This window comes from Deefgea piscis, from assembly GCF_013284055.1.
GTDB lineage: Bacteria > Pseudomonadota > Gammaproteobacteria > Burkholderiales > Chitinibacteraceae > Deefgea > Deefgea piscis.
In genome coordinates this window covers 1,037,687-1,055,150 of the sequence record NZ_CP054143.1, presented here as the reverse complement: position 1 = coordinate 1,055,150, position 17,464 = coordinate 1,037,687, and the positions used below count along the sequence as shown (strand labels likewise).

The 17,464-nt window shown below is 44.6% G+C and carries 14 protein-coding genes; 10 read left to right on the top strand and 4 right to left on the bottom strand.

Annotated elements, in window-relative coordinates; genetic code table 11:
* Positions 1 to 33 precede the first annotated feature (33 nt).
* Positions 34 to 1,287: an Hsp70 family protein gene (locus HQN60_RS05085; RefSeq protein WP_173532642.1), complete on the bottom strand. Its 1,254-nt coding sequence runs from the start codon at positions 1,285 to 1,287 to the stop codon at positions 34 to 36.
* A gap of 232 nt (positions 1,288 to 1,519) precedes the next feature.
* Here HQN60_RS05085 and HQN60_RS05080 point away from each other — a divergent pair, with 232 nt between their 5' ends.
* On the top strand, positions 1,520 to 2,209 hold the full coding sequence (locus HQN60_RS05080; protein ID WP_173532641.1) for a metallophosphoesterase family protein: 690 nt from the start codon (positions 1,520 to 1,522) through the stop codon (positions 2,207 to 2,209).
* Positions 2,210 to 2,413: 204 nt separating this feature from the next.
* Here HQN60_RS05080 and HQN60_RS05075 read toward each other — a convergent pair whose 3' ends face one another.
* Genes HQN60_RS05075 through HQN60_RS05065 form a run of 3 tightly spaced genes read right to left on the bottom strand, consistent with a single transcriptional unit; the run spans position 2,414 to position 6,569 of the window.
* On the bottom strand, positions 2,414 to 3,949 hold the full coding sequence (locus HQN60_RS05075; RefSeq protein ID WP_173532640.1) for a DHA2 family efflux MFS transporter permease subunit: 1,536 nt from the start codon (positions 3,947 to 3,949) through the stop codon (positions 2,414 to 2,416).
* Positions 3,946 to 5,145 (bottom strand): HlyD family secretion protein, encoded by a 1,200-nt coding sequence (locus HQN60_RS05070; protein ID WP_173532639.1) that lies wholly within the window; start codon positions 5,143 to 5,145, stop codon positions 3,946 to 3,948. The genes HQN60_RS05075 and HQN60_RS05070 overlap by 4 nt, the downstream gene beginning before the upstream one ends.
* Positions 5,142 to 6,569, bottom strand: a complete 1,428-nt coding sequence (locus tag HQN60_RS05065) for an efflux transporter outer membrane subunit (RefSeq protein ID WP_173532638.1) — start codon at positions 6,567 to 6,569, stop codon at positions 5,142 to 5,144. Before HQN60_RS05065 ends, HQN60_RS05070 begins: the two co-directional genes overlap by 4 nt.
* 743 nt (positions 6,570 to 7,312) lie before the next feature.
* Here HQN60_RS05065 and HQN60_RS05060 point away from each other — a divergent pair.
* From HQN60_RS05060 to kdsA, 9 genes are all read left to right on the top strand, one after another.
* Positions 7,313 to 8,089 carry an ABC transporter permease gene (locus HQN60_RS05060; protein ID WP_173532637.1) on the top strand — a complete coding sequence of 259 codons (777 nt, stop codon included), beginning with the start codon at positions 7,313 to 7,315 and terminating at the stop codon, positions 8,087 to 8,089.
* Positions 8,086 to 8,751, top strand: a complete 666-nt coding sequence (locus tag HQN60_RS05055) for an ABC transporter ATP-binding protein (protein WP_173532636.1) — start codon at positions 8,086 to 8,088, stop codon at positions 8,749 to 8,751. The genes HQN60_RS05060 and HQN60_RS05055 overlap by 4 nt, the downstream gene beginning before the upstream one ends.
* Positions 8,748 to 9,905, top strand: coding sequence for a KpsE/RkpR family capsule polysaccharide export protein (locus HQN60_RS05050; protein WP_173532635.1), 1,158 nt, complete (start codon positions 8,748 to 8,750; stop codon positions 9,903 to 9,905). Before HQN60_RS05055 ends, HQN60_RS05050 begins: the two co-directional genes overlap by 4 nt.
* 5 nt (positions 9,906 to 9,910) lie before the next feature.
* Complete coding sequence (locus HQN60_RS05045) at positions 9,911 to 11,605, top strand: polysaccharide biosynthesis/export family protein (protein ID WP_173532634.1); 1,695 nt, start codon at positions 9,911 to 9,913, stop codon at positions 11,603 to 11,605.
* A gap of 6 nt (positions 11,606 to 11,611) precedes the next feature.
* Complete coding sequence (locus HQN60_RS05040) at positions 11,612 to 13,747, top strand: glycosyltransferase (RefSeq protein WP_173532633.1); 2,136 nt, start codon at positions 11,612 to 11,614, stop codon at positions 13,745 to 13,747.
* Positions 13,734 to 14,717, top strand: coding sequence for a hypothetical protein (locus tag HQN60_RS05035; protein ID WP_173532632.1), 984 nt, complete (start codon positions 13,734 to 13,736; stop codon positions 14,715 to 14,717). Before HQN60_RS05040 ends, HQN60_RS05035 begins: the two co-directional genes overlap by 14 nt.
* Positions 14,701 to 15,366, top strand: coding sequence for a 6-hydroxymethylpterin diphosphokinase MptE-like protein (locus tag HQN60_RS05030; RefSeq protein WP_217390250.1), 666 nt, complete (start codon positions 14,701 to 14,703; stop codon positions 15,364 to 15,366). The genes HQN60_RS05035 and HQN60_RS05030 overlap by 17 nt, the downstream gene beginning before the upstream one ends.
* A gap of 132 nt (positions 15,367 to 15,498) precedes the next feature.
* Positions 15,499 to 16,608, top strand: a complete 1,110-nt coding sequence (locus HQN60_RS05025; RefSeq protein ID WP_173532630.1) for a glycosyltransferase family 61 protein — start codon at positions 15,499 to 15,501, stop codon at positions 16,606 to 16,608.
* The gene (gene kdsA / locus HQN60_RS05020; RefSeq protein WP_173532629.1) at positions 16,608 to 17,456 is read left to right on the top strand and encodes a 3-deoxy-8-phosphooctulonate synthase; all 849 of its coding nucleotides are present in this window, start codon (positions 16,608 to 16,610) and stop codon (positions 17,454 to 17,456) included. Before HQN60_RS05025 ends, kdsA begins: the two co-directional genes overlap by 1 nt.
* The last annotated feature ends 8 nt before the right edge of the window (positions 17,457 to 17,464 follow it).

Sequence of the window (17,464 nt, the reverse complement as noted above, 5' to 3'; positions counted from 1 at the left end):
TACTCCCCAATCCCAGCTTCCTACTCCCCGCCATTAGCCGTAGCGCTGTTGCGCCACGACGGCAAGGCCGCAACCAACGCTGCCAAAGTGATCACCTTCTACTGCTTGGGCCGCTGGGAATTGCTCGGCTAAGGCGGCGCGCAAGGCGGGTACCGCAGATGAGCCGCCAGTAAAAAATAAGGTATCAACTTGGCTGGCATTGATGCCGGCGACATCCAATGTAGCTTGTGCTGCCGCGCAAATTCGGGCGGTTTCTTGCGCAATCGCTTGCTCGAATTGGCTGCGCTCGATTTGCGCCATCAGGCCTTTTTCGGCTTCGACTAAATCCAAGGCAAAATGAGGCTGCTCAGATAGCGCGATTTTGGCCTCTTCAACGCGCATGGCTAAGTGATGGCCCGCTTGGCTACGAATCACATTCAGCAAGCGCTCAAAGCGCACATTGTCGACCACTTCCGGTGAAACATCTTGAAAGCCACGCCACATTTTGCGGGTATAGGCAAAGTTAATCGTATGCCAAGTGGCCAAGTGGAAAAACACACTATTGGGTAATTCGGCGTTATTACTCAGTCGTGAGCCCATGCCCAATTCAGGCATGACGCAAGCGAGCGAGAGGCGTTTATCAAAATCAGTACCCCCGATATGTACCCCGCCGCTAGCTAATAAATCTGCTGACCGGTCGGCCATACCTCGTCGTTCTGGCGATAAACGTACCAAAGAAAAATCGGAAGTACCCCCGCCAATATCAATCACCAGCACCAGCTCTTCGCGCTCGATACGTTGCTCGTAATCATGCGCGGCGGCAATCGGCTCAAATTGAAAGCTGACTTCTTTAAAGCCCAAACCACGGGCGATTTCGCCCAATGTGGCTTCGGCCTCGGCATCTGCCGCATCATTGTCGTCAACAAAGCGCACAGGGCGGCCCAGTACCACGGCGTCAAATGCTTGGCCAGCCGATTGCTCGGCACGGGTTTTCACTTCGCCGATTAATTGGCCGATGAGATTTTTAAACGATAAATGCTGGCCGCCAATTTCAGTGCCCGCATCCATGAGGCTGCTACCTAATAAGCTTTTCATCGAGCGCATCAAGCGGCCTTCGTAGCCCTCTAAATACTCGCCCAACGCCGCGCGGCCATAAGTCCAGCGGTCTTCTTCCAAATTAAAGAATACCGCCGATGGTAGCGTGAGCTTGTCGGCCTCAAGTGGCAATAAGATTGCGCCATTGGGGCGCACAATGCCCGCCGTTGAATTAGAAGTACCAAAATCGATGCCGCAGGCTGAATAAGTCATAATGGAGCGTGGTTGGCCTGTAAGGGGGTCGTTAGACTACGCTGCTGCCGCATGCACGTCAAACACGCTTGCTGAATGGCTAGCGCGAAGTACCCAGTATGCTTTAATCTAGGGTCTGTTGACGTTGGATTTGCCAACCGCGTTGGTGCGGATTTTGGCGCGAGGCAAGCCTAAAGCCACCTTTGCGGCAGGCTTCATCCATCAGTAGCGTATTGAAATAGGCGAGAAGTGAATGATTTTTTTCTGTGGTGACGTCCACGGCCAATTTGGGCATGTTATTTCGGCGGTGCAGCAGCATCGTCCGGATGCCATTGTGCTGCTCGGCGATCTACAAGCACCACAGCCACTCGAAACGGTCTTGGCCGACATCATCGACTTAACCGAAGTGTGGTTTATCCACGGCAATCACGATACCGATGGCACGCGTGACTATTGTAATTTGTGGGATTCGGGCATGAGCGACCGCAATTTACATGGCCGCGTAGTTGAAATCGCCGGCGTGCGCATCGCCGGCTTAGGTGGGATTTTTCGCGGCCACATCTGGATGCCACCCAATAATCCGGTATACGCCAGCCCAGCGCATTATCTACAGCATTGCGGCAAAGCCAATCAATGGCGTGGTGGCCTGCCACGCAAACAACGCAGCAGTATTTTTTATGCCGATTACCAAGCGTTAGCGCATGAAAAAGCCGACATTATGGTCACGCACGAAGCACCGAGCTGCCACCCTTGGGGGTTTTCGGTGCTGGATCGACTTGGGCAATCTATGGGAATTCAAAAGAGTTTTCACGGCCACCAACACGACAGCCTCAATTACCGCGAACACGATGCCCGCTTGGGCTTTAAAGCCTACGGCGTAGCGCTACGCGCCATCATGGACGAAAACGGCAACACCATCAGCACCTGGGAAGATCCGGCGTAACTCGTATCGGGTTGTAGTTTCCGCGGTGGTGATGATTGGAAATGCCCTTGGCATCGTAGGGTGGAATAAGCAAAGCGCATTCCACCTATTCGCAACATATCTACGCGTAGCGCATCCCACAATATGGTGGAATGCGCTACGCTTATTCCACCCTACGATGGGCGAATACGTTGGGCGAATACTTTGGCCGATTCGTTGGCCACATTACCCCGCACCGGCGCCGTCTTTGCTTTCGCTAAATGGGCCACGCGCTTGCCATACCAAGGCAATCAGCACAATAAATAGCACGGCAAATAAGCCAAAAATATCGTTGGCCGACATAAAAAAGCTCAGCTGGGTGATTTTTTGGTTAATCAGCCCCAGCGCTTGCTGCATACTAAAACCATGCGCCATTAGTCCCGACAAACTGTCTTGTACTACTGGATTGTAGGGGTTGATTTGCTGCACCAGATTGGCGTGATGGATCTTCTCTTGGTTATCCCACATCGCGGTGACTAGCGACACGCCAATGGTGCCGGACATGGTGCGCATAAAGTTGGACATACTCGCTGCCGAGGCAATCCGCTCTGGTGGTAAACCGGATAAAGTAATCGCGGTCAGCGGCATAAAAAAGCAAGCTACGCCAATCCCTTGCACAAACTGCGGCCAAGCCAGCCAGCCAAAACTAATCGCTGGTGTATAAAACGTGCGCCAGTAATAGCAAGCGGCAAATACCAAAAACGCCAAGCTGACTAATAATCGCAAATCAATTTTGCTGGAGTAGCGGCCAATCAACGGCGACAACACCACCGGCAATAAACCCACCGGCGCTAAAGCCAGCCCGGCCATTGTGGCGGTATAGCCTAAATGCTCTTGCATTAATAAGGGCAGCAATAAGATCGAGCTAAAGTACATTAAAAAACCCAAGCTCAAGCTCAGCGAGCCAATGGTGAAATTGCGATGCTTAAATAGCGCCAAATCCAGCACCGGATAAGGCTCGTCGCGTTCCCAAATTAATAAAAACACCAAGCCCACTGCCGCAATAATCGCCAAGGCAATAATGCGGTTAGAGCTAAACCATTCATATTGATTGCCCAAATCGAGCATGATTTGAAAAGCGCAAATGGTGATAATCAATAAAGCCAGCCCAACGCGGTCAACCGGCAATGATAAACGCGTGGTTTCGCGCCCCTTGAGCTGCCAAAAGGCTACGCCAGCAACAAACAAACCCACTGGCACATTGATAAAGAAAATCCCGCCCCACACCCAATTATCAGTAATCCAGCCGCCCAAAATCGGCCCTACAATCGGCGCCAAAATAATCGTCATCGCCCATAAAGCCAGCGCCAGCGTTTTTTTCTCGGGCGGGTAACACGCCAGCAGCAAGCTTTGCGACAAAGGAATCAGCGGCCCAGCCAATAAGCCTTGCAACACGCGGAAAAAAATCAGCAAATCGAGCGACGGGGCAATGCCAGACAAAAACGACGTGAGCACAAAACCAATCACGCCGACCATAAACACCCGCACTTCGCCAAAACGCTGCGCCACCCAGCCCGATAGCAGCACCGAAATGGCATTAGCCACGCCAAACGAGGTAATCACCCACGTGCCTTCGGTAACCGATGCGCCCAAATCGCCCGATATGGTCGGAATCGCCACATTGGTAATGGTGGTATCGAGCACCTGCATAAAGGTCGCGAGCGCCAGCGCCGCCGTCGCCCAGATGCGCGCTGAACCATAAAGTGGCGACACGGTACTCATTTTTTACGCCCAGCGGCTGGCGCCAAATTGGCTTGAATAATGGCATCAATATGCTGATTGGCTTGCTGCAACGATACCGCATACAGATTGGTTGATTCGACGGGCTGGCCATTGCTAGGTTTCGCCAAACGCGGGCCAGATTGATCATGGGTATTGACCGTAACACTCATCGACAAGCCGATTTGCAGCGGATACTTCGCTAATTGCTGCGGATCAAGGGTAATTCGCACTGGCAAACGCTGCACAATCTTAATCCAGTCGCCATTGGCGTTTTCTGGCGGCAGTAGTGAAAAAACGCTGCCGGTGCCGGGCGATAAACCGGCAACTTTGCCATCAAACTGGACTGAGCTGCCGTATAAATCGGCGGTTAAGGTGACGGGCTGGCCGATGCGAATTGGCTCGATTTGCGTTTCTTTTAAATTGGCATCGACCCACACATTGGACAACGGCGATAACGCCATCAGCGGCGAGCCGGGAGCCACTTGTGCGCCAACGGCAACGGCGCGTTTGGCTACTTGCGCGTCAACCGGGGAGCGAATATCGGTGCGCTGACGATTCAGCCACGCCTCGCGCAGCGCATCGGCGGCGGCGCTGACTTCGGGATAATCTCGCACTACGCCGCTGAGCACCTGCATTTTCGCCGCTTGCAGCGCGGCTTGGCTGGCTTCGAGTGCCGCTTGGGCCGAGGCTTTGGCCTGCTCGGCGTGTTGCAATACTTCGGCACTAATCGCTTGCCCCTCGGCGGCGATGCGGCGGCGTTGCAAATCGTCGCTGGCTTGCTTAAACGCGACTTCGCGCAGCGTGACTTCGGCATTGAGTTGCGCCACTTGCTGCTGCGCCACTTGCGCGCCACGCACCGCGCGCGCCAACGCCGACTCTGCCCGCGCTAAGGCCAGCTTGGCATCACTGGCGTCTAAGCTCACCAGTAAATCACCGGCTTTAACCATATCGGTATTGTGTACATACACTGCGCTGACTGTACCGCCAATCCGCGAGTCAATTTGGGTGACATAGCCCGCCACATACGCATCATCGGTGCTTTCTTCATAACGCAGCACCAATAGCCAATACAACAACACCGCACCAGCAATCAGTAGCAGCAGCAAACTGGCGACGATGAGCGAGCGGCGGCGGCGATGCGGGTCAACGTTGGGGGTGTCGGCAGATGTATTTGGGGTGGTCAACGTTTCACTCATGGGGTTTCCTTCGAGTCAGTTGCGCCCATGGCGCGGATCAGGCTGGTTTGGGCAATCAGGCGGTCGCGTTGCGCCTGTAATAAAGATAAACGCGAATTCACGTGCGACAAATGCGATTGCAAGGTGTCACTCGCTGGCGACAAACCGGCGCGTTGGCGCAAGCGGGCGCTATTGGCCAATTGTTCGGCCGCCGTTTCGCTGAGTTTGGCCTCGGTTTCGATTTTGAGCGCCGCCTGTTGGCGCGCCAAACTGCTGGCGCTGTCATTGGCGATATCGAGCAAGGTTTGGTTATAAATCGCAATCGCCGATGCGTAATGGGCATGCTGCAAATCCAGCGCCCCCTGTAAAGCGCCGGCCTCAAAGATTGGCAAGCTAATGGCTGGCGTTACGCCTAAGCGGCGCGATGCTGAATCAAACAAGGTGGCGGTGGATAAAGACGACAAACCAATGAGTGCCGATAAAGAAATATCCGGATAAAAATCCGCCTGTGCCGCGCGAACTAAAGCCGCAGCGCTCTCCACTTGATATTTGGCTGCGAGTAACTCAGGGCGCTGCGCCAATTGATTGAGCCGCAAATCGTTCGTATTAATCGGCCACGCCGGCAAAGCGCGCGGGGCTTGCGCCGCCAAATCAGCTTGGCGAGTGAGCGTGAGCGCCGCCAATGCCGCTTGTGCGTTACTGCTGGCCAGTTGCGCCGCAATCAGCGCGGTGCGCGCCTCGGCCAGGAGTAGGGTTTGTTCATTTTGCGCGTCGCGGCTGACTAAACCGGCGCGTTTTAGGGTTTTACTTTTTTGCGCTAACTGCTCGCTGGCGAGCAGTGCTGCTTGCTGCAACATGATTTCTTGCTGCGCGGCGCGCCAAACTAAATATTGCGTTACCACCTCGGCGGCCAACCATTGCTGCGCGCTAGCTTGCTCTAGCTCGGCAGCGCGGCTGGCACCAGCGGCAGCGGCGACGCGCTCACGAATCTTGCCCCACAAATCAAAGCTGTAATTGAGGCTAGCGCCGATTTGCGAATAATTTTGCCAAGTCCCGGCAATCGGCGGCGGAATCAAACCATCAGCGCTATAGCGTTGGCGATTAAAAGACGCCTGCGCATTCACCGTTGGCCCGCTACCGCTGGCCGCAATCGCCTCGTTCGCTTGTGCTGCCGCTACTTTGGCCGCCGCTAGAGTGAGTTTGGGATTGGCCACCAAGGCGTGTTCAAGCAATTGATCCAGTACCGGATCACGCAAAGCCCGCCACCACGCACCACGGGCAAAATCAGGCGATTGGGGCAAAGTGCTTAAAGAAAGCTGACTCGCTGTCAGCATTGGCGGCATCGGTGGAGAAGGGGCTGCGCAAGCAGTTAATAAAGCCAGTAATAAAGTACACAAACCAGCCTGCGGTAAACGTTGGATCAGGGGTTGGATCAAGGTCACCATATTGCTTTTTCGCCTGAGATAGGTGGCTTTATGCTAGTAGATAAGCTCAATACTGTCACTTGCTGTAGTTATGTATCTGTGCATATTTACGCTTTGCTTTCTAGGTGCGTTTTTATTTGTTTAGGAGCTTGGTTAAGTGCGGAGGGTTTGAGATTCGCAGTGACATATAGGTCAGATAACGACAAAAGCAAGATTGGTATTAGATTAGATACGTAATAAGACAGGAGTGTTGCAAAAATGACAATGTATTTTCATGCTGGAAAAGGTTTTCGTCATGGTTTTGCCGGAATTTTTGTAAGCATTTTGTTGATTAGATTGTGCTAATACTTACGGTTTTACTGACGTAGAGGTGGTATCAAGGAGGGTGATATTAGCATTTGATTTAAGATTTTGTTTTTGCTAGGAAAATTTTTTTTATTTGGCCTTGTGTTTTTTAAGTGGTAGTAAAAATTAAAGGTAAAACAAGAAAATGAAAATCAAGAAAATAATGCAAAAACTCAAGAGAAAGAATTTAATTAATTAATTATATAGTCTAAATATCGATCATTTAATTGAAATTTTAGTTTGTAGAGTAGTGTGTTGTAAGAATTGTGTGCTAGGGACTTTCATCCATATCGGATCGAATCGAGATAATATATCTGAAACAATCTAAAAAACGGTATTGATTCATTTGAATTAATAGCGCGGAATTCGCTTTGCCTGGCGAATTGCAATTGATATTGAATCAAGGTTTTAATTTAATAATGCGTAGCAGTTTAGAAATTCAATATTCAGTAATTAGGGCTTTGTTTTTGCGTGAGGCGGTGACTCGTATCTCGGGCGGTCGTATCGCTTGGTTGTGGTTAATGGTTGAGCCTATCTCCCATTTATTGTTGTTTATTTTGATTATGGGCGTTTTTTTAAAACGTGCTATTCCGGGGGCAGAGCCGGTTTTATTTATCGCAACGGGTTTGGTCGGCTATTTTATGTTTAGCCGGGTGTATTCGATGTGTAAAGGCGCAATCTCGAGCAATTTAGCCTTGTTTTCTTATCGGCAAGTCAAGGCAGTCGATACGATTTTTGCGCGCGCCTTGGTTGAGTGCTTTATTTTTATGCTGTCGGTGGTGCTGCTGTTTGCTGGGCTGGCGCTATTTGGTTTTAATGTATTACCGGCTTACCCATTGCAGTTTATGTTAGCAATCTTTGTGATGTGGTTAACAGGATTGGGGCTTGGCTTATTGCTTTCTGTTGCGAATGAATTGACCCCTAATATTTCAAATGTCATTGATTTATTAATGAGGCCGTTATACTTCTTATCGGCTGTTATGTATCCAGTCTCCGTAATCCCAGAGCCTTATCGAGGCTATCTGTTATACAACCCTTTGGTGCATGGTATTGAGTCAATCCGGCAAGGATTTTTCCCATTTTATCGGCCTTTGCCTGAGATTAATCTAGGGTATTTATTTGTTTTTGCCTTGGTGTTTATCTTTTTTGGTTTGATTTTGCATTCACGATATTCGCAAAGGCTAATGACCGCATGATTAGCGTAGAGAACGTACACAAGCGCTATCAAACCGACCATGGCTTTGGTAAATGGGTATTAAAAGGCGTTAATTTTGTTATCCCGCCCAAAACCAATGTGGGATTAATTGGTGCCAATGGCGCGGGTAAATCAACGCTATTGCGAATTATTGGCGGCGTGGATCAGGCGACTAAAGGGCAGGTGCGACGCGATTGTAGTGTGTCTTGGCCGCTGGGGTTTGGTGGTGGTTTGCAGGGGTCTTTAACGGGGCGGCAAAACGCTAAGTTTATTTGCCGTATCCACGGCCAAGAGAGCGAAATCGCCAATCGAATTGCCTTTATTCAAGACTTTGCCGAGATTGGCGAAGCCTTTGATCAGCCGGTTAAAAGCTATTCAACAGGGATGAAATCTAGGCTGTTATTTGGTATGTCTTTAGCTTTTGATTTTGATGTGTATTTATCTGATGAGATTACCGCCGTAGGTGATGCGGCATTTAAAGACAAGGCCGCAGCAGCGTTTAAAAAATTATCCGACCATGCCGGCATCATTATGGTATCGCACGGTGAAGGCACGCTGAGGCAATTTTGCCAAGCAGGGATTTGGCTGCATCAAGGCGAAGCATTTTGGTTTGATGATGTAGAAGACGCCATTAAAAATTATAGGGATAGCATTAAGAAATGAATGCAATAACCGGCCCCGCTAAGCCATTTAAATTATTAGCGAATCAGCAAGTGCGCAATATAGGGTTGTTTTTAGCGAAATATAAGGTTTTTACGATTGCATTTATTTGCTGCCTTGGCGCGGCAATGTATTGGGGTCTATTGGCATCACATCGCTATGTATCAACTGCACATGTGATAGTGCAGCGAACTGATTTTGCCAGCTCGCAAGCGATGGATTTTGGCTCGATTTTGTCGGGGGTAAATAGCGGTGGTCGTACCGACCAATTGCAATTGCGCGAATATTTATTGTCGCTAGATATGCTTAGATTGCTAGATAAGCAATTGCAATTGCGCAAGCATTATAGCGATGCGAATAACGACATTATCAGCCGGATGTGGGATAGCCAAGCCGAGCAAGAATCGTTTCATAAATATTTTTTAAGCCGCGTTAGCGTTGAATACGACGATTATGCTGGCGTATTAATGATTAAAGCAGTAGCGTTTGAGCCAAAAATGGCGCAAGCCATTGTCGCGGCCATGATTGCTAATGGCGAAGTATTTATGAACCAAATCGGCCAAAACCTCGCGCGCGACCAAGTGGGATTTTTAGAAAAACAAGTATTGCTACTCAATAGCCGCATGCTGGCCGAAGAAAGTAAATTAATTGCTTTTCAAAATAAAAACAAACTGGTTTCGCCGCAATACTCTGCCGAAACTGCCGCAGGAATTGTGACCACGCTAGAAGGGCGCTTGGCGGAATTAAAAACTAAAAAAACCGCCATGCTGGCCTACCTCAATGCCGATGCACCGACGGTGGTAGAAACCGACGCGCAAATTAGCGCGGTAGAGCAACAAATTAATTCTGAAAAAGCCAAGCTCACCTCAACGGCCGGCACGGCGCTAAATAAAACGGTATTAGATTACAAATTATTAGAGGGCCAAGCCAAATTGGCCGAGCAAGTGTATCGCACTGCTTTGGTGGCACTAGAAAAAGGCCGAATAGAGGCCGCGCGCAATATTAAAAAAATCACCGTGTTTCAGTCGGCATCATTGCCAGAATACCCGCTAGAACCACGGCGCATTTATAACACCATCGTATTTATTTTAATTGCACTTATGGTGGCCGGTATTGTGCAATTAATCGTTGCGATTATTCGCGACCACAAGGATTAAGCGTTATGTTGTTTCGTAAATTAATATTGATTGGCTTACTACCGTTGGCGCTTACGCCGTTAGCTCAAGCGCTAGGCAGCGTAGACCCGATTACCCTTGCTAGTACCACTGAGAAAAGCTTAAGCAGCAAGCCCAAAGCTGCACCAGTTATTCCTGCGGCAGAAAAAAGCTACGCCGACTCGGCGCGATTGATTGAAGAAAGCCAACTGCCAACCACCAACAATGTATTTGGCGGTAATTTATTCCAAGGTAATTTTGCAAAAAATGGCGCAGGCCAATTTAGCCCCGACTATGTGATTAATTCGGGCGACCATATCCAGCTGGTGATGTGGGGCGGCGTAGAAATCGCCACCGAATTAGTGGTCGACCCGCAAGGCAATTTGTTTTTGCCCAATGTAGGGCCAATACCAGTGCGCGGCGTGCGCAACCAAGACTTACAAAAAATCATCGATCAAGCGATCAAAAAAGTGTATCGCGCCAATGTATTTAATTACGCCAGCCTAGCCGCAGCGCAGCCAGTGCGGGTGTTTGTAGGCGGTAATGTTAAAAAGCCCGGCATGTATAGCGGCACATCGATGGACAGCCTGCTGTATTACCTCGACCAAGCTGGTGGCATTGATACCGAGCGCGGCAGCTTTTTGGCTGTGCAAGTTAAGCGCGGTAATGAAATCCGCGCCACGGTGAATCTGTATGACTTTTTGCTGAAAGGTAAATTACAGCTCACCCAACTGAGCGAAGGCGATGTGATTTTTATTCCGCAGCGGCAAAACACCATCACGGTAAGCGGGCTAGCGAGTAATAACAAAACCTTTGAATTTAGTCAGCCGCAAATCAGCGTAGCCGCGCTAGCGGCCTTGGCCGCGCCGCAAGTAGCGGCAACGCATGTGCGGATTACCCGGCATTCGGGCGAGAAAAAAAATATTGATTACTACTCGCTAGCGCAAGCGGCCGAGGTGCAGCTCAATAACGGCGACGCCATTGAATACACCGCCGACAAAAAACCTGGATCGATCACGGTGCGTGTTGAAGGCGAGCACTTGAGCGCCCAAGAATACGTGCTGCCGTATGGCGCTAAAGTCGGCGATTTACTTGAGCAAATTCAATATACCCCTAATGCCGCCGCCAATAGCCCGCAGCTATTTCGCAATAGTATTAAAGAGCAGCAAAAAGAAATGCTCGCCGTAGCGCTTAAAAGCCTAGAAGCCAGCGTGCTCACCGCCCGATCTGGCACCAGCGATGAAGCGCGGCTACGTAGCGAAGAAGCGCAATTGATTTTGCAATGGATTGATCGCGCCAAAAGCATACAGCCGAGCGGGCAAGTCATTATCGCCAATTCAGCGCAGCGCAATAATCTATTACTCGAAAACGGCGATTTAATTCGCATCCCAATTAAAGATGGATTGGTATTAATTAGCGGCGAAGTGTTATTCCCCAATGCCATCGCTTTTGATCAAAGCATGAAGCTAGATGATTATATTCAAAGCGCCGGTGGCTATACACAAAACGCCGATAATTCACGCGTGATTATCGCCCACCAAGATGGTCGCTTTACCGATAGCCGAGTCAAAGATCATGTAGCGCAAGGCGATAAAGTATTGGTATTACCCAAAATCGACGTAAAAACCCGCCAAATCGTAAAAGATATGACGCAAATTGTGTATCAAATTGCGGTGGCTGCTGCAGTTGTATTGGGGCTTTGACCTTCAATGGATAGGATAGAAGTAAATAAAAAAATATATCTAATAGTTGATCCATTTGATTCTGCAAATAATGGAGTTAGTGCATATACACGTATTGCTATTGAAAAACTAAAAGAGTTTGGAATTAATGCAATTGCATTTTGCAAGCGCGAGAGTGAAACATTAGCTGTATTTAGAGTTCGCTTGGCTGAATATGTAAAAGAAAACTATCAGTTGATAAGTTTAGTTGAAGTGCCAGAGACATTGTGTGCATCAATGTATTTGCCAAGTGAAATCATTCATATTCGATTGCATGGTAGTAAATCAGTAGGTAGGTATTATCAACAATTAAAGCATGATGAAGTAGAGTTTGATTTAGAAATTAATGAAATAAATAGAGCTAAATACGTTAGTGCACCATCTGCAGCAACATTTAAATCTATGGAGCTATTTGGATGCAAGATTAACGGAGCTGTATTTCCAAACCCAACACCTAATTTTTTGGTGAAAAAAGGATCTGGAAAAGTTGTATTTCTAGGTCGTGGTGAAGCTTTAAAAGGATTAAATTTTTTACCTGAGATAACAAAACAATCTGGCGTAAGGTTGTTGGGTGATTTTAGTTTGTTTGTTTTTTATTTGAAAAATAAAAAAAATAATTGGTCATTTAGATTTGGTACTAAAAAACAGATTGCTAAAAATATTGGTGTTGGTGACATATTAATTTTACCTAGTTTGTTTGAAACTTATTCAATGGTAGCGATTGAAGCAATAGCAAATGGAGCAAGTGTAATTGGCTGGAGTCATTTGGGAATTGCAGAGTGGTTACCAAAGAGTATGTATTGCAATGTCAAAGCTTGGGAAGTTGATCAATTCAACAAAGAGATAAATAGATTATTGCAAACTGAGAAAGTTGACTGTGAGGATAGAAAAAATATTATTTCTATTCTTAATGATCTTTATGTTGTTGGAGTAGCAGGGCTATTAAGTGATAAGCCTGTATTAAATTTCATTCCAGATAAAAATATTTTACCTATACCTCCTGAAGGAAAATATCTTATGCCTGTTCATAGTAAAACCAGTAGACTAATTAGGAAGCTAATGAGAGATCCATATCGATACTTCGCAGATTCAAAATATTTGAATTTTTTATCTTTTTTGTTTAAACCAAAATCTGATGTTTTATCACCAGTTGTAGATGAAAAAATAAAAAAAGATGCAGTAGATGAAGTAGAGCAAAAAAAAGATACAGTGGTTGAAAGTAAAGTTGAAATTAAAGAAAAAATTATAACGAATAATTCAACACCTACTCTAGTAAAAACTACGACAGTAGCTAATGTTTTTAACATAAAATCTGTTGTAGATTTTAAGAAGTCGATTGATTTCGGTGAAATACCCAGCTCGAATGAAAAATGGAGAGCAATGTTTTTGTTTTCTGATGCATATTTAAAAAATGCAGAAGATATATTGACACAGTGTTGGCAGCATAAAGACTTTTTACCCTTAAGACAAAAAGAGCTTCTTTATTATCGATTAACTGGCGGTGAAAATGAAGATCAACTTCAGCTGTTAAATAAAATTAATTTGGCACAAAAAAATAAATTAAATAAAGTTAGTTTTGTTTTTATTTTTGGTCCAATGTTAGAGCATCTTGCTGCAATCAGATCTGCATCTGATTCATTGAAAGTTATTTTGATTGTTACTCAAGATGAACTAGTCAAAATTGAAGATAGATTAGCTGATATTCTCATTGATGGGCTAATTGTATTAGCTGGTGAGTGTGAGAATAGAATAAAGTATATAACTAAAATGATTGAGTCTGATGGATCTAGTGTTTCTATTGCAATTCGTAAATTTATTCAAGACTTAGGCCCTAGAGATATTGATGTTTTTGTTCCGGTATTTGGAAAGGAAATGTACAAGCCAGAATTGATTGATGCCAAATCTGGAGTCGGCATTATTGCATATGTAAATAATGAAGTTTGGAATGGTCGTAATTTTAAAGAATATTGTGAGTTCTTAGTAAAAAACATGAGTAATCTTTATGTTGCTGAATCCATATTTTGTACTTACGTTGATTTTTTAAAAGCACCAGATCAAGCATCGATGATCTTGTTTATTGAAAAAGCATTAATGAATGGAGTGCGAATCGATGTTAGATTTTAATGTAGTTCATTTGGCACGAACACCATTGGTTGGTGCGCCGGGTAAAGTATCTAAAGCAATTAATTTAGCAGGTGGTAAGTCAACATCTTTTTGTCTTTCAGATTACCCTGATAAGGGTGGGTTGTTTGGTAAATTTATTGATAACACGATTGTTATTAATAATGCATCTTCATCGGTAATTGATTATTTTAATGGAAAATTAAAGTCAGCAGATATTATTCATGTTCATAATGAAATTGATAATTCATTGTGCGAACTAATACAGAAATTTGCACCAACAGCAAAATGTATATACCAAGTGCATTCACCAAAAAGGGAAGGACCTTTATATCTTGATCGTAGTGAATTTCAAGGTGTAGATTTTGTTGAAAAATTGACTGTCGCTCAATATCAACCACGGCAATATCCTGATTACACATTGGTGCCAAACTTAGTGATGGATATGCCATCTATTAATTTAAGAAAAGACACCGAGCCTTTAAGAATTATGTTTACGCCATCGCATAATCGAGGTGGACGGTGGAATTCAAAATGCAGTGAAAAATTAGATGTCGCATTAAATGCATTAAAAGCATGCAATTTGATTGATTTAGTTCAGTTGGAACAGCCTTTACATCCATCAAGCTTATTAGATTTGCGTCGAACTTGTCATGCCTCAATTGATGAAATTGTTACAGGTGCATATCATCAAGTGAGTTTAGAGGGCTTGTGTGCGGGTAATGTAGTTATTAATGCTGCTGATCATGTATCTAAATCAATGTTAAGCGCAGTTTCAAATGCAAGTGTATTGCCACCATTTTATTATGTTGATGAAAATAACGCATTAGATGCATTGCTCGAATTGGCAAAAAGCCCAAGCTTAACAAGAGAATATCAAACTGCTTCAAATCAGTTCTTTGTTGAATATTTAACTGCAACAAAGTTGGTTAAAAGATTTTTTGAGGTTTATGAAAATGCGCTTAAAAATTAAAAAACTAAAAAATGCTGAAAAAGGGAAGCGAGTTTTTATTCTCGGAAATGGACCTTCGATTTTAAAGCATGACTTATCAAAATTAAAAAATGAAATTTGTATTGGAATGAATGCTTCAACTCTGTTAGAAGAGAAGTATGGATTTACACAAAAATATTACACAGTGTCCGATGCTCGTTTTTTAAATCATCCTGAAAAAAGAGCAATGGCAACAACGATGTTGTCGCCAGATACAATTAGAGTGTTACGTTCAGATTTGGATCTGAATGATGATAGTGCTATTGTGGCAAATAAAAATACATATTATGTAAATCCATTGTCTAGAGATGGATTTTCATATAATTTAAATAATGGTTATCATTATGGTTGTACAACAACCATGCTTGCATTGCAATTGGCTCATTATTTAGGCGCATCTGAAATTGTAATTTTGGGTGTGGATTTAAATTATTATGGCGAAACTGCACGATTTTATTCTGAAAGTAATGCTCAGTTAGAGGACTCGAAAATTGGAGTGCAAATTTTTAATATCGCAGATGCCGCAAATAAATTAGCTGCATGTAGTATTCGAACTTTTATTTGTAATCAGAGTTCTTTTCTTGCTCCTTACTTAAGATGCGAAGACTTTGATGGTTTGTTTTGTTCTTAATGTGGATTTTTGTAGGTATTTATGTTGCGTATAGCCCCTAGGGAGTTTTTGAATTTAATTCTATAGGGTTTTATTTTTTAAGTCGTTGATAATCCTTTTTTAAAAGGTTCTTTGTTGTTTTTTGATAAATATATGTTTAATTTAAAAATGTCTGATTTTAGTGAGTCTGTTGCAGAGTTGTCTTGTCGATATAATTTCGATTCCGATAATTTTGATTTCACAGCTAAACCTACAAAAATTGGATCTTCAGATGAAAAATTTTTTGTTGAATGGAATAGGTCAGAATATTCAACAGTTGGATTGTATGAATTTCCAAATTCATACCTTCTACCTAGAAAAGGTGGAATGGACAAAAGACACTCTATATTAGATAGTAATCGTAGGCCCGTTGATGATTTTTCCTATGGAATAGATGATTTAAATAAAGCTGGTATCATTGACCATACGGAGCTGGCCGTAAATATTCAATGCCCTATTTTAGATTTTGGCGATGTTAGTTTGTTTGTTATGTCATCGCCACAGTCACATCAAAATCATTATCATTGGCATTTTTTTTACATGCCAATTTTGATTTATCTCGATCAAATTAAGAAAAGGAAAAATTCATTTATATTAGCGCCTCGACTATCTACAATGCAGCGTGAAATATTAGAGCGAGCTGGTTTAAATTTGAAAAAAGTTATTGAGTATGAAGGTGCGGTGGCAATAAAAGCTAAATCTATACTTGTGCCAAGTACATCTACTTTTATACCTAGAATAATTCCGCAAATGTTGCCAATTTACAATAAATTGGCATTGTCTACTGTAAAAAATAGTAGCGATGTTATTGCAAAAAAACGGGTTTACATCTCTAGATTGGATGCGCCACAAAGAAGGATAATTAATGAATCAAATTTGATTTCTTTGTTGAAAGAATATGATTTCGAAGTAGTAACATTCTCTGGGTTGAATTTTTCATCGCAAGTTGAATTAATCAAGGATGCTGAAATTGTAATTGCACCGCATGGCGCGGGTTTAACTAATCTTGTTTATGCTAAAAACTTGAAAGTTCTTTATGAGTTATTCTCGTCAGAATGGTTACATGGATGTTATCGTGATTTGGCATTGTGTAAAGGTATCAAATATTACTATTCAATTTTTTCTTGTGATGACAATGTAAGTACTATTACGCGTGAATCGGATTATTCTATAGATCTTGAAGTTGTTGAAAGTTTTCTTAAAACCTTACAGTTGAATAATTGATGATTGAATTCACAAAAAATGCTAATAACTCTGTTAGCAATAAAAATAAATTTACGCTTTTTGGTGGCATCAACGTCCTTGAATCAAAAGACTTCGCATTAAAAACTTGCGCTGAATATGTGCGGGTTACTCAAAAATTGGGTATTCCTTATGTTTTTAAAGCGTCTTTTGATAAAGCCAATCGCTCTTCGATTCATTCTTATCGCGGGCCGGGTTTAGAAGAAGGGATGCGGATTTTTGAAGCAGTGAAGGCCGAATTTGGTGTGCCGGTCATTACCGATGTGCACGAGCCTTGGCAGGCCGCGCCTGTGGCCGAGGTTTGCGATATTTTGCAATTACCGGCTTTTTTGGCGCGGCAAACTGACTTGGTGGTGGCTTTGGCCAAAACCGGCAAGCCAATCAATATTAAAAAACCGCAGTTTTTAAGCCCCGGCCAAGTGCTCAATATTGTTGAAAAATTTAAAGAAGCTGGTAATTCGCAATTGATTTTGTGTGATCGCGGTACTTGCCATGGTTACGACAATTTAGTGGTGGATATGCTGGGCTTTGGCGTGATGAAAAAAGTCACCGGCGATTTGCCAATTATTTTTGACGTGACGCATGCCTTGCAGCAGCGCGAATCTTTGGGCGCGGCTTCGGGTGGTCGTCGCTCACAGGTGCTGGATTTGGCGCGCGCGGGTATGGCGGTGGGTTTGGCTGGACTGTTTTTAGAGGCGCATCCTAATCCGGCTGAGGCCAAATGCGATGGCCCAAGTGCCTTGCCTTTGCATCAGTTAGAGCCATTTTTGGCGCAGATTAAGGCGATTGATGATTTGGTTAAATCTTTCCCGCCGTTGGTGATTGATTAAGGATTACG

What these genes read in the sequence shown, in the direction of transcription:
- kdsA (WP_173532629.1), top strand. Translation starts at nt 16,608, where the DNA reads ATGATTGAATTCACAAAAAATGCTAATAACTCTGTTAGCAATAAAAAT.
- HQN60_RS05030 (WP_217390250.1), top strand. Translation starts at nt 14,701, where the DNA reads ATGCGCTTAAAAATTAAAAAACTAAAAAATGCTGAAAAAGGGAAGCGA.
- HQN60_RS05085 (WP_173532642.1), bottom strand. Translation starts at nt 1,287, where the DNA reads ATGACTTATTCAGCCTGCGGCATCGATTTTGGTACTTCTAATTCAACG.
- HQN60_RS05070 (WP_173532639.1), bottom strand. Translation starts at nt 5,145, where the DNA reads ATGAGTGAAACGTTGACCACCCCAAATACATCTGCCGACACCCCCAAC.
- HQN60_RS05025 (WP_173532630.1), top strand. Translation starts at nt 15,499, where the DNA reads ATGTTTAATTTAAAAATGTCTGATTTTAGTGAGTCTGTTGCAGAGTTG.
- HQN60_RS05080 (WP_173532641.1), top strand. Translation starts at nt 1,520, where the DNA reads ATGATTTTTTTCTGTGGTGACGTCCACGGCCAATTTGGGCATGTTATT.
- HQN60_RS05050 (WP_173532635.1), top strand. Translation starts at nt 8,748, where the DNA reads ATGAATGCAATAACCGGCCCCGCTAAGCCATTTAAATTATTAGCGAAT.
- HQN60_RS05045 (WP_173532634.1), top strand. Translation starts at nt 9,911, where the DNA reads ATGTTGTTTCGTAAATTAATATTGATTGGCTTACTACCGTTGGCGCTT.
- HQN60_RS05035 (WP_173532632.1), top strand. Translation starts at nt 13,734, where the DNA reads ATGTTAGATTTTAATGTAGTTCATTTGGCACGAACACCATTGGTTGGT.
- HQN60_RS05055 (WP_173532636.1), top strand. Translation starts at nt 8,086, where the DNA reads ATGATTAGCGTAGAGAACGTACACAAGCGCTATCAAACCGACCATGGC.
- HQN60_RS05060 (WP_173532637.1), top strand. Translation starts at nt 7,313, where the DNA reads ATGCGTAGCAGTTTAGAAATTCAATATTCAGTAATTAGGGCTTTGTTT.
- HQN60_RS05075 (WP_173532640.1), bottom strand. Translation starts at nt 3,949, where the DNA reads ATGAGTACCGTGTCGCCACTTTATGGTTCAGCGCGCATCTGGGCGACG.
- HQN60_RS05040 (WP_173532633.1), top strand. Translation starts at nt 11,612, where the DNA reads ATGGATAGGATAGAAGTAAATAAAAAAATATATCTAATAGTTGATCCA.
- HQN60_RS05065 (WP_173532638.1), bottom strand. Translation starts at nt 6,569, where the DNA reads ATGGTGACCTTGATCCAACCCCTGATCCAACGTTTACCGCAGGCTGGT.